Genomic DNA, 26605 nt, shown 5'->3' on the forward strand with positions numbered 1-26605 from the left:
CGCCGGTCACGACGAGCGCGACGCGCCGACGCTCGCAGAGGCGCGGTGGGCGAGCACGCCCTCGAGCAGGACCTGGGCCCGCGCACCGAAGCTGTGCTCCTTGCGGACGTGATCGGACAGCGCGCGCAGCGACGTGTCGTCGTACCAGGCTCCGCTCCCCCCGGCGAACGCCGCGTCCAGGTCCTCGACGGTCCTGAAGCGAGCCAGGCCACGCTCCGGGAGCACGGTCCGGGTGATCTCGTCGAGTCCGTCGATGTCGTCGGTCAGCAGCCGGCCACCCGATGCGAGGACGTCGAACACCCGGTTGGAGACGAAGCCGAGATCTCGCATGTCTGCCCAGTGGTCGTTGAGCGCCCAGGCCGCCGACCGGTAGTACCGGCGGAGGATCTCGTTGGGTACGTACGTCCCGGCGATCGCCTCGGGTGGCAGGAACTCCTCCCAGTGCTCACCGTAGACAGCGATCGGTGTGCCGGAGGCGACGGTGTGCATGACCACGGGCCGAGCCTCGCCCCGCGAGTTGCCCACGAACAGCGCCTTGCCGACGACCTCGGGGACGGGCTCGTCGTCGATGTAGAAGCGGCTCGGGTCGGTGCACTGCAACAACGGCCGCACCGGCTGGCCCCACGTCGACGAGACGTCCCGGGCCCAGCTGGGACTCGCCGCGTACCGGAGGTCGTAGTTCTCGAGCTCTCGTGCCGTCACCGCGTCGGGGTGGCTGATGACCCACGCGACGCTGGTCACGTTCGTAGGAAGTGTCACGGCGAACAGCCCGCGCAGCGTCAGGACGACGTCGTCCGCGTACGAGCTGTACCGGGCGTCGTTGAGCCTGTGGTCGACGACGGCGCGCTGGCCGAGCGCACGCAGCGCGTCCGCCAGCGAGTTGGCGAAGTGGAAGTCGCCCCACTGCCGCGCGCGATCGGCCGACGGGGCCGCGATCTTGATCGCCCAGCGCAGGGAAGGCGGGGACTCCACGACCGTGGCGCCGTGGCCCGCTCCGGCGGGGAGCCAGAGCGCCCGCGTCCAGGATCGCTCGTTCTCGGGGGCGCTCAGCGCCGAGACGCCCAGGAATACCGGGGAGACGCCGAAGGTCCGGAAGAGGTCGGCCGATCCGGACGGTACCTGCCGCCAGGCCGTGCGGAACGCCAGGAGATCTTCTTCCGGCTGGGGCGAGCTGTCGAACGTCCCAGCCGCTGCTGCCCGAGTCCCGACCAGGTCAGGTACGACGACGACGGGCCGCCGCTCCTGGACAGCGAGGCGCTGCGACAGGCTGATGTCGGCCCACAGGTCGCCGGCCTCGTCGTCGCCCAGTGCGGCGCGAACCGACTCCGTCCGGGCCAGCAGCGGAACCGGGGCTCCCGGCACGGAGAACCGCGGCGCGGGCCAGACGACGCTGTCCGGGTGCATGCCTCCCAGGAAGGGGACCGGGTCCTTTCCATAGGGCGGGTAGACCACGCCGGCGTCGCTGACCAGGTGCCGGCTGGTGAGCACGAGGGGATGCACCGCGGCGGCGCCCGACTCCGAGAAGGCGGTGCGCCAGTCGGCGAGCGTCCCTCTCCTGAATCCGTTCCGCGCGGACATCAGGAGCGTGTGCTCGCCGCGGGCGCCGTGCGCCGCCGACGTGATCGCAGCGACCGTCCCCGCGGGCCCGGACACCGAGACGACCCGCACCTCCCAACGGGCAAGACTGGCCAGTGCGAGGCCGACAGAGACCCGGCGGTCCTCGTCGGGCACGAGGAGGACGACCTCGACGGACTGCGCGGGCCGGCCGGCCGTGGCCCGCGTCACCGGGTCGATCGCGCCGAGGGCGGCAAGCACCTCAGGGGTCGAGGCGCAGTCCGCGACCACGACGCTCATCAGCCCCGGCACGGTGTCCGCGGCCGGACCGCTCCGCCAGGAGGCCGCCTCTTCGTCGGCTGACTCGCCTGCGTGCGCCCGCATCGCCTCGCGCACGTCCAGGAGGGTGATCCCGTCACGCAGCCAGCCGGCGTCAGGGGCCAACGGTAGGACCTGTGGATCGCCGTCCTCCAGCAACGACGCCAGCGGGGCTCGGTCAGGACGTCGCGAACCGTGGGCACGCGCCGGGTCGAAGAGCGGCGACGTCGACTTCTCCCAGGCCCCGTCAGCGCCCTCGAGGTACGCGACCAGCGGGTCGGTCTCGTCGCTGTCCCACCGCCTCGGATCGAAGCGTGCCGGGAGGAACAGCGGGTGCGGCGACCATCCCGCTCGCCTGCCCTCCTCGACGTAGTGGCTGACCGCCTCTGCCCGGTCGGCGAAGGTCCGACCCGCCTGGCACTGGTACCACTCCACGTCGAACACGCCTGAGGCGAGAATCCGATCGGCGGCAGAACCGGGCTGCGGGCCTGCCGCGCTCACAGCGCCCGGGCGTCCGACTCCAGCAGCACCGGGATCCCGTTCCGCACCGGGTAGGCCAACGGCCGGTCCGGATCGGTCGAGTGCAGCTCCGGAGCGCCGTCCGGCCCGGTCCCGTCCACCAGCTCCGCGCCCGTCACGGGGCAGCGCAGGATCTCTCGCACCCACGGGTCCAGCTGGATGGTCGGGTCGGTGCTCATGCTGCTCCTCCTGCGTCGTCGGCCTCGGCACGCACGAGCGACAGGACGTCGTCGCGCACCTTGACCATGATGTCCTCGTCGGCGGCCTCGACGTTGAGCCGCAGCAGCGGCTCGGTGTTCGAGGCACGAAGGTTGAACCACCACTGCGGCTGGTCGTCCCAGTGGGACACTGTAACTCCGTCGAGCCGGTCGACCACGACCCCCGGATACGCGGCCAGGTAGGCGTCCAGCACCCGCTGGGTCGCCTCGGCGGCGTCGGGCACGGTCGAGTTGATCTCGCCGGAGGCGGCGTACGGCTCGTACATCTCCGCGAGCGCCGACAACGGGTGCGACTGGCCACCCAGGGCTGCCAGCACGTGCATCGCGGCGAGCATGCCGGTGTCGGCGAAGAAGAAGTCCCGGAAGTAGTAGTGGGCCGAGTGCTCCCCACCGAACACCGCGTCCCGCTCGGCCATCTCCGCCTTGATGAACGAGTGGCCCACGCGGGTACGCAGGGTCTCGGCCCCGGCCGCCGACAGGAGGTCGGGCACGGCCCGGGAGGTGATCAGGTTGTAGATCACCGTGGGTGTGCGGCCGGCCGCCTTCTCCTTCTCCACCTCGCGGAGCCCCACCAGGGCGGTCACGGCCGACGGCGAGACGGGCACCCCTCGCTCGTCCACCACGAAGCACCGGTCGGCGTCCCCGTCGAAGGCGAGCCCCAGGTCGGCCTCGTTCGCCACGACGGCGGTCTGCAGGTCCACCAGGTTCGCGGGCTCCAGCGGGTTCGCCTCGTGGTTGGGGAAGGTCCCGTCCAGCTCGAAGTACAGCGGCACGATCTCCAGGGGCAGCGCCGGCAGGCCCACCGCGTCGCCGAGCACCGCGGGGACGGTATGCCCGCCCATGCCGTTCCCGGCGTCGACCACGACCTTGAGCGGGCGCAGCCCGGACAGGTCGACCAGGCCGCGCAGGAAGGAGGCGTAGTCGGCGAGGGTCTCGCGGTCGGTCACGGTGCCGTCGCCGGCGCCCGCGGACGACGCGGCCGGCACCTGGCCGGCTTCGGCGGGCCGTGCGTCGTCGTCCAGGATCGCCTGGGCGACCTCGCGGACGTCCGCGAGGCCGGTGGCCTGGCCGACGGGACGCGCGCCCGCGCGACAGAGCTTGATCCCGTTGTAGGCGGCGGGGTTGTGGCTGGCGGTGAACATCGCGCCCGGCAGGCCGAGCACACCCGAGGCGTGGTACAGCCCGTCGGTGGAGCACAGCCCGATGCGCGTCACGTCCACGCCCTCGGCGGTCAGCCCCGCGGCGAACGCCTCCACGAGCTCGGGGCCGGAGTCACGCATGTCGTGACCCACCACGACGCCGGGTGCGGCGTCAGCGTCGGGCAGCACGACGACGCGCGCGAATGCCCGGCCGATCGCACGCGCGACCTGCGGTGAGAGCTGGTCCGGGACCGTGCCGCGGACGTCGTACGCCTTGATGATCTGGGAGAGGTCGATTGCCACCCGGTCAGCCTACGCGGCGCCGGGGCCCCGACGGGGCACCGTCCGGATCGGAGCCGAAGCGTTCGCCGAGCTGCTCCCGACGCCCGTCCGTCGGCTCCGTCAGCCGTTCACCCGGAACTCGCGCTCTGCCGCTTCCAGACGTGCTGCGTCAGTAGCCGCGACCAGGCGCCGCTGCGCCCTGTCGAGGCGGGCATCCAGCCGGTCCAGCCGTTCCGTGAACTCAGCCAGTTCCTGACGTGAGGCAACCTCGGCCAGGTCATGTCGAACGCCCTCGAAGCCTCGCTCGAGCCGCAGCTCGAGCGACCGCCGGCCCGCCCGGGAGCGCCTGTCCATCAGGTACGCGGCTGCGGCGAGGAGGGCGAGGCCCACGCCGGTCAGCACCAGCGCGACGGAGCCTTCGACAGCTGCTGCGACCGCCGCGGCGACACCTACCAGTACAAGCGCGGCAACCACCAGAGCGAATACGGACGGACGACGCATGGACTATCCCCTTCTGAGGTTCTGCTGGATGGACACGGTCCCGGTCGTCACAAGCGGTGCACCTTGTCGCCCGTAGCCGCGCCGCGCGTGTCGAAGAATCGCTTCGACGCCTGCGCCAGGGCATCGACGTCGTACGCGCGATGGTTCTGCACGAGCACCACCAGGTCGGCTTCGGCCACCGCTCGGTCCAGGTCGGCGACCCGGGTCAGCGACGTCGACTCGAGGTGCCACTCCTCGACCGCGGGGTCGTGGAAGGACAGGTGCGCGCCCTGGGCGAGGAGGGCCGCTCCGAGCGGGCGCGCCGGAGACTCACGCTGGTCGGCGATGTCCGGCTTGTAGGTGACACCGAGCAGCAGGACGTTGGATCCGCGCAACGACTTGCTGTCCTCGTTCAGCAGGTCCTGGATCCGACGGGCGACGTAGGTAGGCATCGTCGCGTTGATCTCCTGAGCAAGCTCCACGAAGCGGAACGGGTAGCCGAGGCGGGACCGGACGTTGTGGCTCAGGTAGTTCGGGTCGATCGGGATGCAGTGCCCCCCGACGCCCGGACCGGGGTAGAACGCCTGGAAACCGAACGGCTTGGTCTTCGCGAGCCCGATCACGTCCCACAGGTCGATCCCCAGCTCGTGGCAGAACCGGGCCATCTCGTTCACCAGCGCGATGTTGATGTGCCGGTAGGTGTTCTCCAGGAGCTTGGCGGCCTCGGCCTCCCGCGTGCCCTTGGCCACGACCACCGTCTCCACGAACTTGCCGTAGAAGTCCGCCGCGAGCGTCGTGGCCTCCGGGGTCGAGCCGCCCACCACCTTGGGGGTGTTGTGCATCCCGTAGACCGGGTTGCCCGGGTCGATGCGCTCGGGAGAGAACGCCAGGTGGAAGTCGGCGCCCGCCCGGAGCCCGCTGATCGACTCAAGGATGGGCTGCACCACCTCTTCGGTGGTACCCGGGTACGTGGTCGACTCGAGGACCACGAGCGTCCCCGGCCGGAGGTTGCGCGCGATGGCCTGCGTCGCGCCCTTGACGGCACCGAGATCAGGCCCGCCGTCCGCGGACAGCGGCGTCGGCACGCACACGACCACGACGTCAGCCGTCTTGATCACCGACTCGTCGGCCGATGCCTTGAACCCCTCCGCGAGCAGCGCGCCGATCGCTTCGTCGGACAGGTCGTCCACGTGGGACCGTCCGGCATTGAGGTCGGCGACGACCCGCTCGTTCACGTCCAGGCCCACCACGCCGTACCCAGCGCGAACGGCCGCCTGCACCAAGGGGAGACCGACGTACCCGAGCCCCACGACGACCAAGTTCGACATACCTGTACCTCTCGCGTTCCGAATGTGTTGCCTGGCCACTCGCCGCCAGCGTTGGGGGCGAGTGGATCCCGGCCTGAACACCCTAGACGTACCGAGCCACTTGCTGGCGCCGATTACCGCCCAGGCATGGCCGAAATTCATCCACATCTCGGGAATTTCACCCAGAAATTCCGTCCGGTGGAGGCAGCTCTTACGGGGAAGTTGTCAGGCTCGGTTCTGTACCGTGAAGATGGGGCCGCCCGAGGCGCTGGTCCCTCGGGTATCTCCGGAGGGAACCCCTTGACGACCGCAGCATCTTCAACCACCGATTCCACGAGCGCCGGTGTCCGACCCGTCGAAGCCGACGTCGCGCGCGGGCTGGCCAGACAAATCGCCGGTCGCCGCGACCACCTTCGCGCGATGGCGTACACCGCGGGGCGGACGCATGCCGACTCGTTTCGACGGGTCATAGCCGCGGGTATCGCGCCCGACCTGGCCTACGAGGATCTCCTGGACGCCGCGCGCACCTCCCCGAGCGAAGCCGCCGGTCTCGGGCGCGGACGCCCCAGCTGGTGGCGTGCGCTCGCAATGTCCGTCGGCTACCAGAACCTGACCCCCGAGGACCTGCCCGACGCGGCGCACCTGTACCGGGTCTCCAGGCACCTCGCGCCGCGCGCGAAGTGGCGTCCCGACGAGGCGCGCCTGTATCTGCAGATTCTCCAGCTCACCGGTGCGATCGACGAGCTGGAGTCGGAGCTCACCGCGGTCCACGAGGTCCAGGAGGACGACCGCCTGACGCTCGAGATCGACCTGGCCGCCGCCCGGCACGGCGTGGGCAGCGAGCAGTGGAACCGAAAGCTTGACAACGTCACGGGGCGCTGGGGCGTGCGCCCGGTCCGCCTGACCCGCGACGGCGCGACGCCGTTCGACAGCCTCGCCGCCCCGGGACCCAGCGGGACCGAGGACGGACCTCTGGTCACGGTGGTGATGTCCGCGTTCCGTCCCGGCCCGGAGATCTTCTCGGCCGTGCAGTCCATTCTCGACCAGACGTGGGGCAACCTCGAGCTGCTCGTGCTGGACGACGCCTCAGGCCCGGACTTCGACGGCATCCTGAACGACGTGGCCGGCCTCGACCAACGGATCCGGGTCCTCGTCCAGCCGCACAACCGCGGGACCTACGCCGCGCGGAACCGTGCGGTGCGCGAGGCACGCGGCCAGTTCGTCACGTTCCAGGACTCCGATGACTGGTCGCACCCCGAGCGAATCTCGCGCCAGGTGCGGCCGCTGCTGGAGAGCAGTGCGGTGCACTCGACGATGAGCCGGTCGATCCGTTGCACGGAGGATCTGGGGTTCCAGCACCTGGGGATGGCGACGAGCCGCAAGAACGCCTCATCTCTGATGTTCCCACGGGCCATCATCGAACGTCTCGGCGGGTTCGATCCCATCCGCAAGAGCGCCGACTCGGAATTCCTCGAACGGCTCGTGGCGGCGCTCCCTGGCAAACAGATCCTGCTCAAGGACCAGCTCGCCTTCGTCCGGCTGACGGCTGGATCGCTCTCCCGCGGTGACTTCCGCGCGCACTGGGTGCACCCGTCACGCCGGGAGTACACCGAGTCCTACAGGGCGTGGCACCAGCAGATCAGGGCTGGTTCGGCCCCCTCCATCTCGATCGATCCGGCGCAGCGGTCGTTCCAGACGCCGCGGAGGTTCGCCACGAACACGGGAATCCCCGTCGAGACACCAGACCTGGAAGTGGTCCTGGCCGGCGACTTCCGCGGCGACTCGTACACCGCGGTGCCGCTGTACGACGAGCTGGTCGCGTTGGCCGAGCGTGGCGTGCGGGTCGGAATGATGCAGATGGAGCTCGTCGGCCGACCGGTCGCCAAACCGCAGCCGCTGGCGCCCGAGATCCGCCGACTCGTCGAGGACGGCACCGTGGTCCACGTCCTGCCGACCGAAGAGGCGCACACGGATCTGCTGCTGATCCACGACCCCGCGGTGCTCCAGTTCCCGACCGCCGAACCCCAGTCCCTCGACGCCGACAGGGTGGCGATCCTCGCCCACCGCGGCGGCACCGAGTCGACGGGGGGCGCGCTCTGGTCCGCGCAGGACGTCACGGCGGCGACCCTTGACCTGTTCGGCTCGACGCCCACCTGGATCCCGGCAGGCCACGGTGTCCGGAAAGAGCTCGCGGACGTGCCCGGGCTGGTGGTGCACGACGTCGATGCCGTCGACCCCGTCGTGCCGGACCTGTGGACGGGTCGACGGCGGCGCTCGCCGTCCGAGCCGCCGACCGTCGGCTTCGGATCGTTCGAGGGTGGCGGCCTCTGGCCGCCGTCGGACGACGACTTCCTTGGCGCCTATCCCACAGCGGACGACGTGGACGTCCGCCTGCTCGGGGCGGTCGACCACGCGCCCAGAGTCGCCGGACGGCCGCCCACCGAGTGGCTGATCTTCCGGAACGGAGACATCTCGCAGCGTCGGTTGCTCCAACAGCTCGACTACGTTCCCTGCTTCCCCGCCGACGTGGTCGGGCAGCCCCCGGCGTACCTGGCCCGCGCCATGGCGGCTGGCAGCGTGGTGATCGTTCCCGAACGCTTCCGCCCCTTCTACGGCGAGGCTGCCGCCTATGCGGAGCCCGGCGACGTCCTGGAGCTGATCCGGCACCTGGAGACCCACCCCGCGGAGCGCTCGGAGCTGGCGGGTGCGGCCGCGCGTCACCTCGATGCCCATCACCACGCGGACCGGTTCGTCAAACTTGTGACCGGCTTGGCCCCGAGCGAGACCCGAGCACACCGGGAAGTGCCCGCAGCGACCACTACCCTCCGGACGCATCGGCCCACGTCGTGAGCTGACGACGGAGTCCCGCCGGGTGAGCGGCAAGCGCCGCTCACCCGCTGGTCCGTGCAGCACCACCGGGTCTCAGGGACCGAAGACCGCCCCGGCCCGGTGTGCGAGCACGTCCTCGACCAGCACCGCAGCGCGCGCGTCGAATCCGTGCTCGGTCCGGACGTAGTCGGACAGCGAACGCAGCGTCGCGTCGTCATACCAGGCCTCGCTGCCTTCGGCGAGCACAGCGTGCAGCTGCTCGGGCGTCGTGAACCGGGCCAGACCCCGCTTCGGCCACACCGGGCGGAAGAGCTCGTCGAGACCGTGGACGTCGTCGGTCAGCAGCCGACCACCCGACGCAAGGACGTCGAAGACGCGGTTCGAGACAAAACCGAGGTCACGCATGTCGGGCCAGTGGTCGTTCAGCGCCCAGGCCGCCGAGCGGTAGTAGCGGCGGACGATCTCGTTCGGGACATGCGTGCCGGCGATCACCTCAGCAGGCAGGAACTTCTCCCAGCGCGACCCGTAGACCGCGACCGGCGTGCCCGAGCCTACGGCGTGCACGGCCACCGGGCGGGCCTTGCCCCTCGAGTTGCCCACCAGCACTGCCTTGCCGACAACTTCCTCGACCGGCTCGTCGTCGATGTAGAAACGGCTGGAGTCGGTGCACTGCAGCAGCGGCCGCACTGGGAGGCCCCATCGGGCCGAGGTGTCGCGCGACCAGGTCAGGCTTGCGGCGTACCGGAGGTCGTAGGCCGCGAGCTCGTGCGCCGTGACCTGGTCCGGGTGACTGATGACCCACAAGAGGGTCGTCACGTCGGCGGGGAGCTGCGCAGCGCGCAGCCCGCGGAGCATGAGGACCACGTCGTCGCGGTAGGACGTCTCGCGGCCATCGTTCGGCCCGTAGTCGACGACCACCTGCTGGCCGAGCCTCCGCAGGGCCGCTGCCAGCGAGCCGGCGAAGTGGAAGTCGCCCCACTGGCGGGCGCGCTCGTCGGCCGGCATCGCCGTCTTGATCGCCCAGCGCAGCGCAGGGGGCGCTTCACGTACCTCGACGTTCGCCGACAGCCACAGCGCACGCGTCCAGGACTCGGGCCGGTCCGGCACGGTCAGCGCAGCCAGCCCGGTGAACACCGGTGCGAGGCCGAAGGTCACGAACAGGTCCGCGGAGCCCGACGGCACCCGACGCCACGCCTCACGGAACGCGGACAGGTCTGCTTCCGGCTCCACGATGTCGTCGAACCCGCCGCCCCCAGAGCGTCCGGCAACCAGATCGCTGACCACCACGACGGGACGCTCCTCGTACGCGGCGAGCCGCTGCGACAGGTCGATGTAGGCCCACAGAGCGCGTGGTCGGCCCGGCCCTCGCACGGCTCGTACGGAGGCCGTGCGAGCGAGCAGCGGCGCCGGGGCGCCGGGCACCGGGAACCACGCAGGCCACGGCACGCTGTCAGGGTGCACACCCCCGAGGAACGGCACGGGATCCTTCCCCTGCGGCGGATAGACCACCCCCGCGTCGCCGACCAGCAGGTCACCGCCAAGCACCACGGGATGCACGGCGGCGGCGCCTGACTCCGTGAGCGCGGTCAGCCAGTCACGCAGCGTCCCCTCCCGGAAGGTATGTCGCGCCGACATCAGCAGCACGTGCTCGCCCCGGGCACCGTGGGCGGCCTCGTCAACCATGGCGGAGATGCTCTGGTCGGCGGGTACCGGCACGACCCGGACCTCGTTCCGGGCGAGACGAGCCAGCGCCAGCCCGACCACGGCCGGACGGTGCTCAGCGGGAGCGAGCAGCAGCACCTCGACGGGCTGTGCGGGCTGGTCGCCCTCCGCTCGGGCAGCCTGCGCGATCGCGTCGAGCACGGAGGTGACGTCGGCCGTGGTGCCGCAGTCCACGACGACGACGCTCACGAGACCGCTCACGGTGCCGGCTGCCGGACGGTCCCCCCACGTCTTGTCGTCACCCGGCTCGCGCAGCTCTGACCGGAGCGCCTCGCGGACGTCTGCCAGCGTCACACCGTCGCGCAACCAGCCGGCGTCGGACGCCAACGGCAGCGCAGCACCAGGGCCGTCGTCCTCCAGAAAGGCCACCAGCGGGCTGCGGTCGGCGCTCCGCAGGTCGCCGGGCGGCGCCGGCTGAAAGAGCGGCGAAGTCGCGACACCCCAGGCGTTGTCCGCCCCTTTGAGGTAGGTGATGAGCGGGTCGGCCCGGTCGCGGTCCCACCGCTGGGGCCGGAAGCGCTGAGGGACGAAGAGCGGGTGGGGCGACCACCCCGCCAACCTGCCGTGCTCGAGGTAGTGCCGCACAGCTTCCGCGCTGTCCGCGAACGTGGCGCCCGCCTGGGCCTCGTACCACTCGGCGTCGAACACCCCCGAACTGAGGACCATCCGGACGGCCGAGTCAGTTGCGGCGGCGCTCATCCGTCCACCCCTCGGCGGTGAGTCGGCCGGCCAAAGCCGCCTGTGAGCGCCTTGCTGAACCTGCTGAGGTCGAGAGACACGGCGCAAGGGTACGGAACACGGGGGGTCCACCGCGACCAGGGGTAGCTGTATACCTTGCCAGCTGCCGCCACCCGGCTGGCCGACGTACAGATGCGTGCACACCGCCGACCTCGCACGCAACTGCCGACGGACGTCGGGATACCCTGGCGCGGTGCTAGCCGTCGCCCAGTTTCACGAGCCCCTGCCGCTGACCAACACGATCCAGCGGTACGACTGGGGGTCCGTCGATGCGATCCCGCACCTGCTCGGCGCCGAGCCTGACGGCGGTCCGCAGGCCGAGCTGTGGCTCGGCGCCCACACCAGCGCGCCGTCGGTCAGCGTGATCGGGGACGAGGACGTCGCACTCGACCGCCTGGTCCGCGAGGCGCCGGTGCAGACGCTCGGCCACCGGGTCGCGGAGCAGTTCGGCCCGCGCCTCCCCTATCTGCTGAAGATCCTGGCGGCGGGCAAGGCGCTCTCGCTCCAGGTGCACCCGTCGCCGCGGCAGGCCCGGGAGGGCTTCGCGCGCGAGAACAAGGCGGGCCTGCCGCTGACGTCGTCGAAGCGGTCCTTCAAGGACGACCAGCACAAGCCCGAGATGATCGTCGCGCTCTCGCAGTTCGAGGGGCTGGCGGGCTTCCGCACACCGCGCACCATCCTCGACGTGCTGGAGGGCCTGGCGGGCGACATGGTCGACGGCGTCCGCACCGCGCTGCTGAGCGACCGCAGCCACGACGGCATGCGCGAGGCGTTCAACCGTCTGCTCTCCGCACGCGCCGACGACGCCTGCGCCGCCGACATCCAGGTCACCCTCGACTCGGTCCGGGCCCGGCTCGCGGCCGGCTCCCCGTTCGAGCGCGCCGACCGCACGGTGGTCGACCTCGCCGAGCAGCACCCCGGCGATCCGGGCGCCATCGCGTCCCTCATGCTCAACCGGTTCTCGCTCGAACCGGGCGAGGCCGCGTTCACCCCGGCCGGCGTCGTGCACGCCTACCTGTCGGGGCTGGGTATCGAGATCATGGCCAGCTCCGACAACGTGCTGCGCGCCGGGCTCACCACGAAGCTCGTCGACGAGGAGAACCTCGTGGCCTGCACCGTGTTCGCCCCGCAGCAGCCGTCCACCCCCCAGATGACGACGGCGGGCAGTCGCGGGCAGGTGCACACCTATCGCGTGCCGGTCACGGAGTTCGCGCTCACGACCGCCGACGTCGACCCGGCCGAGCCGGTCACCCTGCCCGCGACGGGCCCGCGGATCCTGCTGTGCCTGGCCGGCGAGCTGAAGCTCGACGCGGACCGCTCGAAGCAGGGACCGCAGCGCCTGGTCCAGGGCGAGTCGGTCTTCGTCCCGCACGACGCGGGCAACCTGCAGCTGACGGGCGCAGGCCACGCGGTCTGCGCCTGGGTCCCGTAACTCGTTGAGTGCTGGGTATTTGTCGACTCGAACCGTTTCGAGAGGGCAAATACCCAGCACTCAACGAGTCAGGCAGAGGTGTCGTCGTCTGCGCGGAGGACGCGCAGGTGGCCTCGGCGGGCCGTCTCCGTGACCGTCGGCGGCTCCGCCGGACGGCGCACCTTGCCGGCCTCACGGACGGCGTCGGCGAGCGCGGACAGGTCGTCCGGGCTGGGCCCGGCGTCCTCGAACTCCGGCATCAGGCGGAGCACCTCCCACCCGCGCGGTGCCGTCAGCCGCTCGGCGTGCTCGGCACACAGGTCGTAGCTGTGGGGCTCGGCAAGGTGCGCAAGCGGACCAAGTACCGCTGTCGAGTCCGCGTACACGTATGTGAGCGTCGCTACGGCCGCGTTTGTACAGGCCGAGCGCGAACACTGTCTCACCGATCTCACGCGCCGAGACTACGCCCTGACCGGGCACAACGTGCCGAACACGCCGGACGATCACGGGCGTATCGACCTGGGTCGAGCTCGGGTGGGCAGGGGCCGGCGGAATGACCATGCGGTTGCTGCCAGGATCACGCCCGGCGTGGCAGCAGGTGCATGGTCATTGTCGCTGCCTCGAGAGCAGGAACCCCACGCCCGCGAAGGCCAGGTCGACGAGCGTCAGGACGACCCGGCTGACGAGCACCGCGAGGGCTGCGGCAGGGGCCGGTAGCGCACCCGCGAGGACCGCGGCCAGCACCAGCTCGCGCACGCCCGCGCCGGCCGGCGCGACCACGAACAGGAATCCGGCGGTCCACGCGAGCGCCCAGCCGCCGGCCGCCAGGGCGAAGGTCCGGACGGTGAGGGGTAGACCGAGCCCCGTGCAGAGCACCCAGAGCTGCAGTCCCGCGACGAGCCACCCCGCCACCGACCAGGCCGCGGCGCGCGCCAGGCCACCCCACGTCATCGGCTGCTCCGGTGCAGCGCGCCCCGTGAGCCGGACGGCCGACCCGATCAGGCCGTTGAGCACCGGCGGCGCGAGCACCAGCACGACGACGGGCGCCGCCCACACCACCCAGGACCAGGCCCCCAGCGCTCCGGCGGACACGAACGGCAGCGCCACCGCGCCCACCGCCGCGCCCGAAGCCACCGACACCGCGACGGCGACCAGCATCGACGTGGCTGACCTGCTGCGGGGCACGCCGTGCCCGGCCCCGACCTCGGCGGCGGCCACGACGTTCCACACGCCGCCGGGCACGTACTTGCCGAGCTGGCTGACGCCGAACACGGCGACGGCGCTCCGCAACGACAGGGGCGAGCCGAGGTCCGCCAGGACCGCACGCCAGGCGAGCAGCGTGCACCACACGTACCCGGTACCGAGGACGACGACCAGCACCACCTCGGTCCCGGACAGGTCCGCCGCGGCGCGCGCCAGGGCCGCCCGGTTGCCCAGCACGTACCAGCCGGCCAGCCCGAGTGCGACGGCCAGGAAGCCCCACCGCACCCACCGCGACCGCAGGACGGCCAGCACCCCACCGACGACCGAGCGGCGGGCGACCGGCTCCGTGATCCCGAGCTCCGTCGTCCCCGCACCGGTCCTCGTCACAGCACTCCTCTGCGCCGCAGCTCGGCGACCAGCGGTTCGGTGACGACCTGCGGGCGGATCCGGTCCCGGCCGCGCGCCGCGCGTTCCCGGGCGACGGCCAGCACCGCGGGGTCGCGGAGGTTGACGAGCTGGGCCGCGAGCGCCCGGGGGTCGGCCGCAGGGACCAGCTCGACGTGCTCCCCCACCGCTCTGCGCTGCGGCGGGGTGTCCGAGGTGACCACCACGCAGCCCGCCGCGAGCCCTTGGTACACCTTGTTCGGCACCACTCGCAGGCCCTTCGGGGTGTCGCTGAAGATGCCCAGGCAGACCTGGTGCCCGGCGACGAGTCCGGGCAGTTCGTCGGCCTCCACCCAGTCGTGCCAGGTCACGCCCGGTGTGTCGGCCAGGATCTCGCGTGCGAGGGGTAGGTCCTGGCCCGCACCGACCATCGTGACGCGCAGCGCGGCACCTGCTGCGACGGCGTCGCGCACCGCCTCGGCGATGACGGGTGCGCCCTGCAGCGGTGTGTACAGCCCGAAGAAGACGACGGACAGCTCTTCGTCGGTCGAGCTTGTCGGGACCAACGGTGGGGCGGCCGGCGCGGACGCCGCCGTCCGCCAGGCGTCTGGTGCACCGACCAGTACGACGACGCCCTTGGCCGGGTCCGGGAGCATCTGCCGGTGCTCCTCGGTGTCCGTGACGACGAGGTCGGCGCACGCGACGGCCAGCCGGTCCAGCCCGGTCAGCAGCCGCACCCGCAGGCCGGCGGCCCCGCGGTCGGCGGCGGTGTCCCCGGCGAAGACCAGGTGGTCGAGCACGATCACCGAGCGCGGGTGGAGCAGCCGCGCGAGGACGACGTCGAAGTGCCCGAGGTAGCCGACGAGCACGGCACCGGGCCGGCCCTCCGCCCGTCGCTGCCGCACGGTGTCGCGCACCAGGCCCGCCCAGCACAGCAGCAGGCGAACGAGCAGGGCGGGCAGCCGCCACGGCTGCTGGAGCATGCGCACCCGCTCGGCGGTGGAGAAGCCGAGCGGCCGGTTCAGCTCGGTGACCTTGCTGCCGTGGGCGCGCAGCCCCGCGATCAGGACGGCGGTGCGGGGATGGCGCGCGGCGTCGTACGTGCCGAAAGCGATCACTGCACGGCTGCCGAGAGGTCGGCGGGCCCCGTCGGCTGGGGCCGGTCCAGCGGACCGGTCCGGTCGACCGGACCCCGTTCGATGGTGCCGGACTGCCTCCGGTGCTCCGCGGCCGCTGATCCGGCCGGAGCCGTCGTCGTGCCGAACTGCACCTCCTTGAGGCGCTCCAGCGTGTCCTCGAGCAGCACCCGGTTGGTGCGCTGCAGGTCGGCGAGCACGAGCAGGGCGAAGCTGAGCAGCACCCCCACCATGGAGGTCGCCCCGAGCACTATCGACTGGAGGTGCTGCCCGGGGGTGCCGGTCGCGAGGAGCACCGCGTACCGGCCGAACGGCACCGCCGCGCCGACCGCGAAGACGAGTCCGAGCGTGAGGAACACCGCGTGCGGCTTGTACATCACGTAGGACCGGCTGATCGCCTGCCCCGACTTGGCGATGTGCTGCCACATGCTCGAGAAGAGCCGCGACTCGCGCGTCTTCGCATTGGTGGTGATCGGCAGGCTCTGGATCCGCAGCCGCTTGTTCCCGGCCTGGATGATCGTCTCCATGCAATAGCTGAACTGCGTGACGACGTTGAGCCTCAGGAGTGCCCCGCGCGAATAGGCGCGGAAACCGCTCGCGGCGTCGGGCAGGTCCGTTCCCGCGGCGAAGTTCACCACCTCGCTGCCCACCTTCTGCAGCGCCTTCTTCAGCGGGGAGAAATGCTCGATGGTGCCGGTCTGCCGGTCGGCGATCACTATGTCGGCGTCGCCCAGCACCACGGGCATCACCAGGTCGCCGATCCGTTCCTGCGGGTACTGGTTGTCGCCGTCGGTGTTCACCACGATGTCGGCACCGTGCCGCAGCGCGTAGTCGACGCCGTCCCGGAAGGACCTGGCCAGCCCCATGTTGCGGGCGTGGTGCACGAAGTGCCGCACGCCGAGGCGGCGCGCCACCTCGACCGTGTCGTCGGTGGACCCGTCGTCGACGACGAGGATCTCGATCTCGTCGACTCCCGGGATGTCCCGCGGAATCGTGGCAAGCACCAGAGGAAGGGTTTCCTCCTCGTTCAAACAGGGAATCTGCACGAACAGCTTCATGGCCCTGTGCTTTCGGTAGCAGGCTCTCGGCACGTCTCTCGGCAAAGCAGATGCGTGGCTGCACAAACGGTAAGCACGCCATATGACCAGGACGTGAACACTGCGTGCCATTCAGTTTCTGTTACCCGGCCGTAACCACAGCGCCAGGACCGGTCAAGAAGGCGCGGATACCCTGCACGCGTGACCCGCTCCCCGGCGCGATCCCACGGCAGCGAGCGCCTGGCCGTTCTGGCCTGTGCCCTCACCGCAGTCCTGCTGGCACTGACCGTCGCTCTGGCGGACGCCCCGTACGCCACGGGCGACGAGCCACCGCACGTCGACTACGCCTACCAGCTCTGGCACGGCGACCTCCCGGTCTTCGAGGACGGCCTGCGGCTGCGGCCCGACGGCGCCTGGCTGGCCCCGGTCCAGTGGACGGCGCAGCACCCGCCGCTGTACTACCTGTTGATCGCCCCGCTGGTCGGCCCGCTGGCCGACGCCGGGCACCCCGTCGCCGCCGTCTACGCGGCGCGGGGCGTCAACGTGCTCCTGTCGGGGATCTTCGTGGTCGCCGCGTGGTGGAGCGCACGAAGGCTGACCCGACCGGGCAGCACGCTGCCGGTCCTCGTCGCGTTCCTGACGAGCCTCATGGCGGCGGTCGCCCACGTCGGCGGCACCGCGTACAACGACCTGCTGGCCGCCCTGTGGGTGACGGTCCTGCTCGGGCTGGTGGGCACCGTGATCCGGCGGGGGCTCGACGCGCGCCTGGTCGCGCTGATCTCCGTGGTGGCCGCTGCCGCGTCGCTCACCCGGCTGTCGGCGGGTGCCATCGCCGTCGCCGTGGCGGCTGTCGCGGTGGTCGCCGGGGCGGTCCGCGCCCGGCAGGGCAGGGGGCGCTGGGGGCCGGTGGTCGCGCTGTCCGTGGCCGGGCCGCTGACCGTGCTCGCGGCCAGCGGGTGGTTCTACCTCCGCAACCTGGCCCTGACCGGGACCGTCACCGGCTCGCACTTCGACTGGGCGCTGGCGAACCAGAACCGCACGGAGCGCCCCGTCTGGCTGGTCCTGGTGGACCCGGTGACCTGGGCCCGGCTGCCCGACGTCTTCTGGTGGGCGGGCCGCCTGCCCCCGAGCAACCCGTACGTCATCACGACGCTCGTGGTCACGGCGCTGCTGCTCGTCTGGGTCCCCCTGGTCATCGCGGGCAGGGCCGCGCTGCGGCGAGCCCGCCGGCTCCCGCACGAGTCGACGACCGGCGGCGCCGATGCCCCCGGCACCCAGCACATCGACAAGCTGCTGCTCCTCGCGCTGCCGGCCGGAGCGGTCGCCGTGGCCGTCACCATGCAGGTGCTGTACGCGGCGAACAGCGGCGGCGTCTACCCGCGCTACCTGCTCGTGGTCTCGCTACCGCTGTGCCTTGCCGTGGCGGCAGGCCTGTCGACGCGCCTGCGCCGGTACCTCCCCGCCTGGACCGCGATCTCCTTGGCCGACCTCGTGGTCTGGCTGGCGGTGGAGCTGTCCTCGGCTCCGCCCGCGGGCTACTACGCGGAGCTGCCGGTACCGGCCGCGGTTGTCGCCGCGCTCGCCTGCGGCACCGCCGTCGTCTCCGCGAGGGTGGTGCTGCGGGCGAACAGGCCGCAGGCCAGCACCGCTGCCACGGCCGCCAGCGCGAGCAGCACGACCAGCGCCGCGAGCTGAGACCCGGTCAGCGGGCTCCAGCCGGCCCAGCGGACCGCGGCGTCGGCCACCGTCGACGTCGGGCCCTGGTAGAAGCCCCAGAACCCGAAGACGAGGCCGCTCGCGGCGGCCGCGCAGGCCGCGCCCACGATCCAGGGCACGGCCCGGTCGATCCGCGGACCGAGCAGGGCGGCCGCGCCGAGCGCCGTCGTCACCGACAGCGCCGTGAGCCCGGCGAACAGGTACCTGCCCTGCACCGCGACGATCAGGCCGGTCTCCTGGTAGCCGGGCCAGGCGTTGGCCAGGACCGCGAGCCATAGCGCGGCGGGCAGCAGCAGGAGCACGGCCACCGCGCGCCGGGCAGCGGACAGGCGCACCAGCGCGATCACGGCCAGCGCACCGATGGTGACCGCGGCGGTCCAGAAGACCGCGTCCGGTATCCGCAGCTCGAGCCAGCCGAAGTTGCCGAAGAACGACCTGGTCACCTGCGTCACCCCGGTCCGCAGGAAGTACCAGAGGCCGGCCGGCTCGCCGCCGGCGAAGCGGTCCGGGATACCGACCGGCTGCACGGTCCCCAGGACCAGGAGGTTGCGCAGCCACCACCAGCCCCCGACGACCAGCGCGACGGCGCCCGCGAGGAGCGTGCCGCGCAGCCGGCGGCTGCGGGAGCCGGGCGCGACCAGGTAGGCCGCGGCCACCATCGGCAGCGCGAACACGACCATCACCTTGGTCAGCAGGCCCACCCCGAGCGCGACACCCAGCCAGACGGCGGTCCGGACCCGCAGGTCGCCGCCGAGGACGACGACGCACAGGTAGGTGATCGCGGCCCCGCTCAGCGTCACGAGCGCATCGTTGGTCACGCTGCCCATGATGTGCCCGGCCTGTGGCACGAACAGCGTGAACGACGCCGCCACGAGCGCCACCGGACGCGACCCCGACAGCCGCCGCGCCGCCGCCGCGGCCAGCAGCGGCACCGGCACCAGCAGCGCGACGTCGAACAGGCGCAGGGCGAGCAGCTGGTGGTCCCAGCGCGCCTCGGCCAGCCCGGTCCCCCGCAGGACCAGCGCGGCGACCGCGTAGTACAGCGGCGGGTGCTGCGTCATCTGGTCGACGGCGTCCTCGGGCAGGTGCCGCGTGCTGGTGCCGGCAGGCACCGGGTCGGCCGGGGCGTTGCCGGCGTCGACCACGAACCGGTCGCCGTCCGGAAGGGGCGGGGCCGCGATGAACGGCGGGACGTCCTCCCGGTCGAAGTGCCTGCCGGGCAGATCGGTCTCCAGCTTCGCCTGGTCCCGGGCGGCGGTGACGGCGGGACCCACCAGGGCCTCGCCGGCGGCCGGCCACCCGCCGCCGTAGGCCAGCCGGAGCACGCTGTTGACGTGCTGCGGCTCGTCCGGCGCCCGGAACGGCGGGGCCAGCACCGTCCACAGCACACCCGTGAGCATGATCAGGGCGGTGATGAGAGCGAGGCCCCGGCGGTACGCCACCTCGGCAGGATCATCGCGCACGCTCACAGGATAGGGGGCACGTTCGCCGCCGTCCGGACGACGGCGGGACACCCTCGCGTCGTCGGCACGTCGACCGGGGCCCCTACTGTGGGCCCCGTGCGCCTCCTCGTACCCGTCGCCGTGCTGGCCGCGATCCTCACCTCGCTCGTCCAGGCGCTGCTGAGCCCTCCGCTGCACACGGGCGACGAGACGGCGCACCTCGACTACGCCTACCAGGTGTGGACCGGGCACCTGCCGGTCTTCGAGGACGGCCTGGTGCTCGCGCCCGAGGACGGCTCCGTGCCGCCCGTGCAGTGGGCAGCCCAGCATCCGCCGCTGTACTACCTGGTGCTGGCGCCCGTGGTCGGCCCCCTCGTGGACGGCGGGCACGTCTTCGCGGCCGTCTACGCCGCGCGGGGTCTGAACGTGCTGGGCGCGGGTCTGCTCGTGCTGGTGGCGGCCTGGGCGGCCCGGCGGGCCTTCCCGGCGTCGCCGCTCCTCGCCCCCGTGACCGCGCTGGTCGTCGGCACGACGGCGTGGGTCGCCCGGGTCGGCGGCTCGGGCTACAACGACATCTTCGCCGCCCTGCTCACCACCTGGCTGCTGGGGCTCGCGGCGGGTGCCGTCCGGTCCGGCCTGACCTGGCCGCGCGCCGCCGGGCTGGTCGTGGTCTCGGCGCTGTGCCTCGGCACGCGCCTGCACACGATGGTCATGGTGGGCGTCCTGGTCGCCGCCGTGCTGGCCGGGGTGCTCCTGCGGACCGCGGGCCCGATCGCCATTCACGGCGAGGCCGGACGCGGCGCGACCGTCCGGGGCGAGGCCGTGCGCGCAGCGGTCGTCGCGTTCGGCGTCCCGGCCGCCGTGGCGGCGACGTCCGGCTGGTTCTACCTGCGCAACGTCGCCCTGACCGGGTCCGTCACGGGCGGGCACCCGGACTGGGCGGCCGAGAACCTGGACCGGGTGGTCCGTCCCGTCCCCGAGGTGCTCGCCGACGCCGGGTTCTGGACCCAGCTCCTCGCGGTGTTCGGGCACGACAGGCTGCCCGACGCCGCGGTGGTGCTGCTCCTGCTGGTCGTGCCCGCCGCGCTGGCGGCCGTCGCGGGCGTCCGCACCGTGCGGGACGTCCGGCTGCCCGCGGCCGGCCGGGCCGACGTGCTGCTCCTCGTGACCGGCGCGACGGCGGTCGCGGCGACCCTGGCGATGCAGCTCGTCTACACAGCGGGCGGCGGCTCACCGCATCCGCGCTACCTCCTCCCGGTGATCGGGATCCTCGCGATGCTCGTGGCCCAGGGCCTGGTGTCGACGCGCCACCGGCTGCCCTGGGCGGTCGGGGTCTGGTGCGCGGTGCCCCTGGTGGACCAGGCCATCTGGATCGCGGTCTCCGCCCCGCGCTACGCCGGGCCGTGGCCCGACGGCTCGCTCTCTGCGCCCGGCGCGTGGGTGGCCTGGGGGTTCGCGTGCCTCGCGGTTGCCGTGGCGGTGGCGAACCGGGACCCCGATCGGACGTATCGTCGGTAGGTGCCTCCGTTCTCTCCACGCGGCCGGAACCGGCGGCCGGACCGCGGTCCCGGCCCGGCCGGCAGCTCATCCGGCAGCTCCAGCAGTGCCGGCAGCTCATCCAGCAGCTCGGCCGCCGGCCCGGCCGGTATCCCCAAGGCCTCCCAGGCAGACCTGCTCCGGCTCGCGGCGATCCGCTCCGGCGACACCTCCGGCGAGGCGGTACGTCCCCGCCGCAGGGACCGGCGAGGGCGCGGTCTACGGGGCCTGATGTTCCCGCCCGGCACTCCCGCGCACCGCACGCGGGCGCAGCGGTTCGACGACTTCGTGCTCGACGTCGTCGAGGACCTCGACCGGACCTGGGCCGCGCAGCTGCGGGGCACCGAGTTCGCCGTCGAGGACGTGCCGCCGTCGGACCCGGCGCCGTGGGAGGACGGCGGTGTGCTGCTCGGCCGGTTCTTCCCGGCGGAGGCCGGCCGGCCCGGGCGCGTGGTGGTCTACCGCCGGCCCGTCGAGGTGCGCGCGCTCGACCGCGAGGACCTCGCCGACCTGGTGCGCGACGTCGTGGTGGAGCAGGTGGCGCACATGCTGGCCCGGACCCCCGAGGAGATCGACCCGAACTTCGGCGACCGCTCCTGACCCTCAGCCGGCCGCGTCGACCCGGCGCACGCGCACGTCCCCGCCCGCGGCGAGCGGCGCCGTCGGCGAGAGCACCGAGAACAGGGACGTGTCGCTGTCCTCGGCGATGCGCACCGACCAGATGACGCCCGGCTGCCCGGCGGGCTGCTCCGCGACCACCGCGACGGTGGCGCCGAGCTCCTTCAGCTCCGCCCACCCCAGCTCGACGGTCTCGCCGGTCGGCACCTCCACCGTGCGGTTCCAGGCCTCCTCGCCGTCCGGTCCGACCCCGCGCAGCGTCACCGCCGTGCTGTCGTCCACGTCGTCGATCCGGTCCGGGTCACGCTCGTCGGGCACGCCGCTCAGCGTCACCACGTACGCGGCATGGTCGGGGACGGCGACCGCGCCGTCGGCCGCCGGGCCTGTCGCGCGTACCGCCTGCCCGGCCAGCCAGGCCCGGTCGTACGGGTCGCCGTCGACCACGGCGTCGTCGGCGGCGGAGCCCTTCTTGTCCAGGACACCGCCGGCGACGACCGGCACGTCGGCATCCACGACCACGGTGTAGGCACCGGCGGGCAGCCCGCCCAGGGGCAGGGTGGTGACCCTGCCCGGTTCGAGAGGCAGCTCCTCGCCACCACGCAGCCGGACCGGTCCGTCGGGCCCGAGCACCGCGACGTTCGCCGTGCCGGCCGCGGTGCCGGGAGTCAGCAGGTCGAGGCGCGGCGCGTGCGGGTCGTCCACCGGCTCGCCGGTGCTGACCACTCCGGAGACGGCGGTCGTGCGGGACGGCGCGGCGCCTCCCACGACGAGGTCGGCACCAGCGGGCACCAGGCCCTCGATGCGGTGGTGCTGCACGTAGGCGCCTACACGTCCGCCCTCGGCGGTGACGTGCAGCGCGAGCCGGGTCTGATCGGGTGCGACGGCCTCGAGCATCGTGACGACCTGCTCGCCAGGCGGCACGACGACGAGCGACTGGCTCCCCAGCACCACGGGACCGGACGCCCCCCAGGCCTCGAGCGACACCGTGGCCGGCGTCCGGCCGGGGTTCTGCAGCACCAGGCGGCCGCTCGAACCCACCGAGGTGCTGCCGCCGACCAGCCAGTGCTCGACGGACGGTACCGCGCACGGCCCCGCGACCATGCCACGCAGGTCGCCGTCGGTGGTCACCGACGCGACGGTCGCCGTCGCGTAGGTGGCACCGCTCGGCGTCACGCGCACCGCGCGCGCCCCGGTGACCGCACCCTCGCGCACCGCGGCGAGACCGCCGGTCACGAGCGGACCGGGGAGGTCCGGCGCCGCGGACCCGTCCAGGGTCGTGACAGAAGGTTCCGCACCCTCCGCGGCGTCCAGCACCGCGGCGGTGAGCGACGTGGTGGTCTCGCCACGGACCGCGCTGAACTCGTCGTCGCCGACGTCCGGCTGCTGCAGCTCGGCGGGCATGGGGCAGACCAGCCCGGTCTCGGCGGCGGCCACGGGGACGGCACGTACGGCGTCCGCCGGTGGCGCGACCCGCTCGCCGCCGCCCGTGGTGGCGAGGGCGGCGACCGCCATCGCGCAGAGCAGGCCACCCACTGCTGCGGCCGCCCGCCGGGCGACCGGCGGAACCACCAGCTTCTTGCGCTTCATCGAACCCTCCTGCGTCCCACCGGCAGGGCCAGCAGAGTGAAGACCACCAGCGTGAACGCCGTGAGCACCAGCCATGCCGTGCGGTGGGGCGCCTCGTAGCGCACCACGAGCTGCCCGGCGTCGGGCCCGAGCGCGAACGCCTGCAGGCCCGCCGACTCGTCGACGGCCACCGGATCCAGCCGGCGCCCGTCGAGGGTCGCGTGCCAGCCCGGTCCCGCGGCCTCCGCCAGCACGACGACGCGGTCCGTACCGCCCGCGGTCACGTCCGCGCGGAGGGCGGTGCCCCCGGACGGCAGCACCCGCTGCGTGGCGCCCGCCGCCTCGATCCGTGCCCAGCCCGGCGCGGGTTCGCCCGCCGGGGCGACCCGCCACACGGAGATCGCCTGGCCCTCGGTGACCCGGCTCATGCCAGGCACCATGTCGAGCGTCGCCACGAGATCGCCGACGGCGCGCGCGGAGTCCGTCCCGGGCGTCGCGCCCAGGCCGCCGTCCGATCGGACCTGGACCGCACCGATCCCGAGGTCGGCCAGCTGTTCGGGCACCCCTTCGGTGGCGCCGGAGACCAGCGCCGCGACCGCGGTGTCCAGCGTGCCCACCGGTTCGTCGCCCGCCCCGGCGCGATCGTCCGCCGTCGCCCGTGCCGTCGCCGAGATGTCGGCGAGCTGCGAGCCGTCGGCCCGCAGGAGGGCGTACTGCACCGTGTCTTCCGCACCGCCGCCACCCGCGCCGCCGGCTTCCACGTCACCGGCGAACCCGACCTCCAGCACGCGTGCCTGCCGTGGCGGCGCCTGCATCTGCTGCCCGACGGCGGGCACCACCGGGTCGGTGGTCACGTGCAGCATGCCGCTCCGCCCGGAGCCCGCGATGCTGCCCGAGCCGGTCAGCCACGCAGCAGCCTGCGCGGCGGGAAGCAGCAGCGCGGCCACGACCAGCCCGACCGCCGCGACCTTGCGCGCCGAACCGAGAAAGCCCTGGAACGACGCCCCGCTGTCGGCGAGCGCACGAACACCCGCGAGGGCGGCGGCGCTCAGGCCGAGCAGAACGAGTGACAGCCCGGGGCCGGACCACCTGCCGTCGCCCTGGGCCAGGACCGCGACGGCGAGACCCGCCGCCGCGGCCAGCCAGCCCACGAGCGACGTCGCGGCGACGAGCTGCGCCGACTCCGCGACCCGCTTGCGACCGATGCCGAGCAGCGCCGCGCCGAGGCCGACCGTCGCCAGCACGAGCACCAGCGCACCGAGCGCCCACGGGCCCGCCGTCACGATCGCGCGGACGGCGGACGGGACGAGACCGGCACCGGGCACGTCGAACCAGGGGGCGGGGACCGCGGGCAGGCCGAGGAGCAGCTCGAGGCCCGAGGCGGCACCCGGTGCCGGGACGCCGGACCCGGCCAGCGGTTCTGTTGTGAGCAGCCTGCTGTTGCCGTGGCGCAGCGCCGACCACCAGAGCGGGGCGCCGACCACCAGCGCCGGCACGACCGCGAGCGCGAGGTAGACGCGGCGGCGCGGGGCGGCGAGCAGCGCTCCGAGCAGCACCGCCACGGCCGCCGGGAGCAGCGCGGGCGCTCCGGCCACCACGCAGGCGAGCAGCAGACCGCTCGCGCCCGCCGCACCCAGCGAGCCGGAGCTCGTCCGGGACGCGCGTGCGGTAACGCCTGCGGTCTCCTCGGCGGCGCCGTCGGGCGGCCCGAGCCGGTCGACCGCCTGGACGCCCACCGCACGGACCAGCGCGACGGCCGTCCAGGGCAGCAGCGCATGTGCCAGCACTCCGCCGAGCAGGCCGCCGTCCAGTGCGCCGAGGAATGCCGGGGCGACGGTCCAGGCGAGCGCGGCGAGGACACGCGGCCACATCGACCGCGTCACGGCGCCGGCCGCGGCCCACGCTCCGACGGCGGCGACGGGCAGCGCGAGCAGGAGCACGGCGTTCACGGCATGCTGCAGCGATCCCCCGACCAGCGCGGAGAGGCCGGTCAGCACGAACAGCAGCGGGTCCGCCGGGGCGGCGGTGCCGAGCCCGTCGCGCACCCAGCCGGACGTCGCCGCCGACCAGGCGGTCGCCGTCGTGCCGCCCGCCGGGAGCAGCGCCCCGCCGACCAGGCGTCCGCCGGCCGCGAGGGCGCCGAGGGCGGGCCCGAACAGCGCCGCCGCCAGGCCGACGGCAGAGAGCACAACGGCGGCCAGCGCGGCCCGGCGCCGGACGGCGAGCGCCTGCAGCTCTGCCTGCTCCAGCTCGGACGGGGCGGCGTCCACCCGGTGCGCCTCGCCGCGGGCGAGCCGCTTGTCGCGTCGCTCGGCGGCCACCTCGCGCCAGGTGCCCAGCAGCGGCCGCAGCACGCTGCGGGGCACTGTCGAGGTGCGTGCGATCCGGCGTCGGGCGCGCAGCAGCGGCCCGAGCCGGAACACCGCCCACAGCGGTGCGAACAGCTCGTCACGCGCCTGGTCGGGCTGCTTCATCGCGAGCCGGTAGCTCGCGGCGAACGGCGCCCACAGCACCATCGCGAACATCGCGAACGGCAGGATCCACGGCGCCACCGAGGTCAGCCGCAGGTAGAGCTGGCTGCGGCGCCGGGCCCCCGAGGAGCCGGGAGCGTGCAGCGCGACCTGGGCGTGCCGCACCACGGCGTCGGGCACGACGACCACCCGGTGACCGGCGAGCCGTACCCGCAGGCAGAAGTCCGTCGAGTCACCGAGCTGGCCGTAGGCCGGGTCGGTGCCGCCGACCTCGCGCCAGACCGACGCCCGCACCAGCGCCCCGGCGAGACCGACGGCGAGCACGTCCTCGCGCGCGTCGTGCTGGCCCTGGTCGATCTCCGTGTCGTCGATGCCGGTCATGCGCCTGCCGAGCGGTGAGACGGTGTGCCCCACCTCGACGAGCACCCCCCGGTCGGACAGGTCGGGGTCGAGGGGCGTGCCGTCCGGGCCCGTCTCCCAGCGCCGCTGCTTGCAGCCCGCGACGGCCACCGTGTTCGAGTGCTCCACCGAACGGGTGAGGGCCGCCAGAGCGCCCGGGGCGGGGGCCGAGTCGTCGTGCAGGAACCAGAGCCAGCCCTGCTCCGGGGTGCCGACGGCGGCGAGCGCCGCCTCCACCGCGTCACCGAAGGTGCGGGCGCCGGCACCGGCCACGAAGCGCGCGCCACCGAGCTGCAGGTCCTGGTGGCCGGACGTCGCGGGTGCGGTGTCGACGTCGACGACCACGACGGAGTCAGGGGTGCGGGACTGCGTCCGTAGCGCCGCGAGCGTCGCGGCGAGGTAGGGACTGCTGCCGCGCGTCACGACGACGGCCGTGACCGTGACGGCCACCGGCGCAGCGGTGGCCGTCTGGGCCGGGACCTTGGCCCACACGGGACCGACCGTGTCCTCGTGGGGACCACGGTCCGGGCTGGGAGCCGACAGGCTGTCGGTACGTGGAGCGCTCATCTCGCTTCACATG

The 26605-nt window shown here is 73.2% G+C and carries 17 protein-coding genes; 4 read left to right on the forward strand and 13 right to left on the reverse strand.

Features of this window, described 5'->3' with window-relative positions:
* Window positions 1-6: 6 nt before the first annotated feature.
* The 5 genes from ACQEVI_RS07705 to ACQEVI_RS07725 form a co-directional block, all read right to left on the reverse strand.
* Window positions 7-2307, reverse strand: a complete 2301-nt coding sequence (locus tag ACQEVI_RS07705) for a glycosyltransferase family protein (RefSeq protein WP_432896457.1) — start codon at window positions 2305-2307, stop codon at window positions 7-9.
* A gap of 62 nt (window positions 2308-2369) precedes the next feature.
* Window positions 2370-2570 carry a Trm112 family protein gene (locus ACQEVI_RS07710; protein ID WP_432896460.1) on the reverse strand — a complete coding sequence of 67 codons (201 nt, stop codon included), beginning with the start codon at window positions 2568-2570 and terminating at the stop codon, window positions 2370-2372.
* Window positions 2567-4051 (reverse strand): phosphomannomutase/phosphoglucomutase, encoded by a 1485-nt coding sequence (locus ACQEVI_RS07715; protein WP_432896463.1) that lies wholly within the window; start codon window positions 4049-4051, stop codon window positions 2567-2569. Before ACQEVI_RS07715 ends, ACQEVI_RS07710 begins: the two co-directional genes overlap by 4 nt.
* A gap of 99 nt (window positions 4052-4150) precedes the next feature.
* Entirely contained in the window at window positions 4151-4531 is a 381-nt protein-coding gene (locus tag ACQEVI_RS07720) for a hypothetical protein (protein ID WP_432896466.1), read from the reverse strand.
* A gap of 47 nt (window positions 4532-4578) precedes the next feature.
* A complete protein-coding gene (locus ACQEVI_RS07725) occupies window positions 4579-5838 on the reverse strand; it encodes a nucleotide sugar dehydrogenase (RefSeq protein WP_432896469.1) in 1260 nt (419 codons plus the stop codon).
* A 399-nt stretch (window positions 5839-6237) separates the two neighbouring features.
* Between ACQEVI_RS07725 and ACQEVI_RS07730 the strand changes: the two genes are divergently transcribed.
* A complete protein-coding gene (locus tag ACQEVI_RS07730; protein ID WP_432896472.1) occupies window positions 6238-8667 on the forward strand; it encodes a glycosyltransferase in 2430 nt (809 codons plus the stop codon).
* Window positions 8668-8739: 72 nt separating this feature from the next.
* On the opposite strand, the gene ACQEVI_RS07735 is transcribed toward ACQEVI_RS07730, so the two are convergent.
* A complete protein-coding gene (locus ACQEVI_RS07735) occupies window positions 8740-11067 on the reverse strand; it encodes a glycosyltransferase family protein (protein WP_432896475.1) in 2328 nt (775 codons plus the stop codon).
* A 232-nt stretch (window positions 11068-11299) separates the two neighbouring features.
* Between ACQEVI_RS07735 and manA the strand changes: the two genes are divergently transcribed.
* Complete coding sequence (gene manA, locus ACQEVI_RS07740; RefSeq protein ID WP_432896478.1) at window positions 11300-12538, forward strand: mannose-6-phosphate isomerase, class I; 1239 nt, start codon at window positions 11300-11302, stop codon at window positions 12536-12538.
* A 68-nt stretch (window positions 12539-12606) separates the two neighbouring features.
* Here manA and ACQEVI_RS07745 read toward each other — a convergent pair whose 3' ends face one another.
* The 5 genes from ACQEVI_RS07745 to ACQEVI_RS07765 form a co-directional block, all read right to left on the reverse strand.
* Window positions 12607-12969: a DUF3499 domain-containing protein gene (locus tag ACQEVI_RS07745; RefSeq protein WP_419705600.1), complete on the reverse strand. Its 363-nt coding sequence runs from the start codon at window positions 12967-12969 to the stop codon at window positions 12607-12609.
* A 154-nt stretch (window positions 12970-13123) separates the two neighbouring features.
* A complete protein-coding gene (locus ACQEVI_RS07750) occupies window positions 13124-14107 on the reverse strand; it encodes a lysylphosphatidylglycerol synthase domain-containing protein (RefSeq protein ID WP_432896481.1) in 984 nt (327 codons plus the stop codon).
* Window positions 14104-15222 carry a glycosyltransferase gene (locus ACQEVI_RS07755; RefSeq protein WP_432896484.1) on the reverse strand — a complete coding sequence of 373 codons (1119 nt, stop codon included), beginning with the start codon at window positions 15220-15222 and terminating at the stop codon, window positions 14104-14106. Before ACQEVI_RS07755 ends, ACQEVI_RS07750 begins: the two co-directional genes overlap by 4 nt.
* Window positions 15219-16244: a glycosyltransferase family 2 protein gene (locus ACQEVI_RS07760; protein ID WP_432896487.1), complete on the reverse strand. Its 1026-nt coding sequence runs from the start codon at window positions 16242-16244 to the stop codon at window positions 15219-15221. The genes ACQEVI_RS07755 and ACQEVI_RS07760 overlap by 4 nt, the downstream gene beginning before the upstream one ends.
* 1571 nt (window positions 16245-17815) lie before the next feature.
* Entirely contained in the window at window positions 17816-19456 is a 1641-nt protein-coding gene (locus ACQEVI_RS07765) for a DUF2142 domain-containing protein (RefSeq protein ID WP_432896490.1), read from the reverse strand.
* A 96-nt stretch (window positions 19457-19552) separates the two neighbouring features.
* On the opposite strand from ACQEVI_RS07765, the gene ACQEVI_RS07770 reads away from it, so the two are divergent.
* Window positions 19553-20953: a hypothetical protein gene (locus tag ACQEVI_RS07770; protein ID WP_432896493.1), complete on the forward strand. Its 1401-nt coding sequence runs from the start codon at window positions 19553-19555 to the stop codon at window positions 20951-20953.
* Window positions 20954-21571 carry a metallopeptidase family protein gene (locus ACQEVI_RS07775; protein WP_432896496.1) on the forward strand — a complete coding sequence of 206 codons (618 nt, stop codon included), beginning with the start codon at window positions 20954-20956 and terminating at the stop codon, window positions 21569-21571. It begins immediately after the preceding gene.
* 3 nt (window positions 21572-21574) lie between these two features.
* Here the strand turns inward: ACQEVI_RS07775 and ACQEVI_RS07780 are convergent, their stop codons facing one another.
* The gene (locus ACQEVI_RS07780) at window positions 21575-23176 is read right to left on the reverse strand and encodes a DUF5719 family protein (protein WP_432896499.1); all 1602 of its coding nucleotides are present in this window, start codon (window positions 23174-23176) and stop codon (window positions 21575-21577) included.
* A complete protein-coding gene (locus ACQEVI_RS07785) occupies window positions 23173-26592 on the reverse strand; it encodes a glycosyltransferase (RefSeq protein WP_432896502.1) in 3420 nt (1139 codons plus the stop codon). Before ACQEVI_RS07785 ends, ACQEVI_RS07780 begins: the two co-directional genes overlap by 4 nt.
* Window positions 26593-26605 lie beyond the last annotated feature (13 nt).

The organism is Promicromonospora sp. CA-289599 (assembly GCF_050936155.1).
Taxonomy (GTDB): domain Bacteria; phylum Actinomycetota; class Actinomycetes; order Actinomycetales; family Cellulomonadaceae; genus Promicromonospora.

Bases quoted from the DNA above. Each gene is read 5' to 3' on its own strand.
- ACQEVI_RS07725 (WP_432896469.1), bottom strand. From the start codon at position 5,838: ATGTCGAACTTGGTCGTCGTGGGGCTCGGGTACGTCGGTCTCCCCTTG.
- ACQEVI_RS07710 (WP_432896460.1), bottom strand. From the start codon at position 2,570: ATGAGCACCGACCCGACCATCCAGCTGGACCCGTGGGTGCGAGAGATC.
- ACQEVI_RS07730 (WP_432896472.1), top strand. From the start codon at position 6,238: ATGGCGTACACCGCGGGGCGGACGCATGCCGACTCGTTTCGACGGGTC.
- ACQEVI_RS07720 (WP_432896466.1), bottom strand. From the start codon at position 4,531: ATGCGTCGTCCGTCCGTATTCGCTCTGGTGGTTGCCGCGCTTGTACTG.
- ACQEVI_RS07735 (WP_432896475.1), bottom strand. From the start codon at position 11,067: ATGAGCGCCGCCGCAACTGACTCGGCCGTCCGGATGGTCCTCAGTTCG.
- ACQEVI_RS07785 (WP_432896502.1), bottom strand. From the start codon at position 26,592: ATGAGCGCTCCACGTACCGACAGCCTGTCGGCTCCCAGCCCGGACCGT.
- ACQEVI_RS07780 (WP_432896499.1), bottom strand. From the start codon at position 23,176: ATGAAGCGCAAGAAGCTGGTGGTTCCGCCGGTCGCCCGGCGGGCGGCC.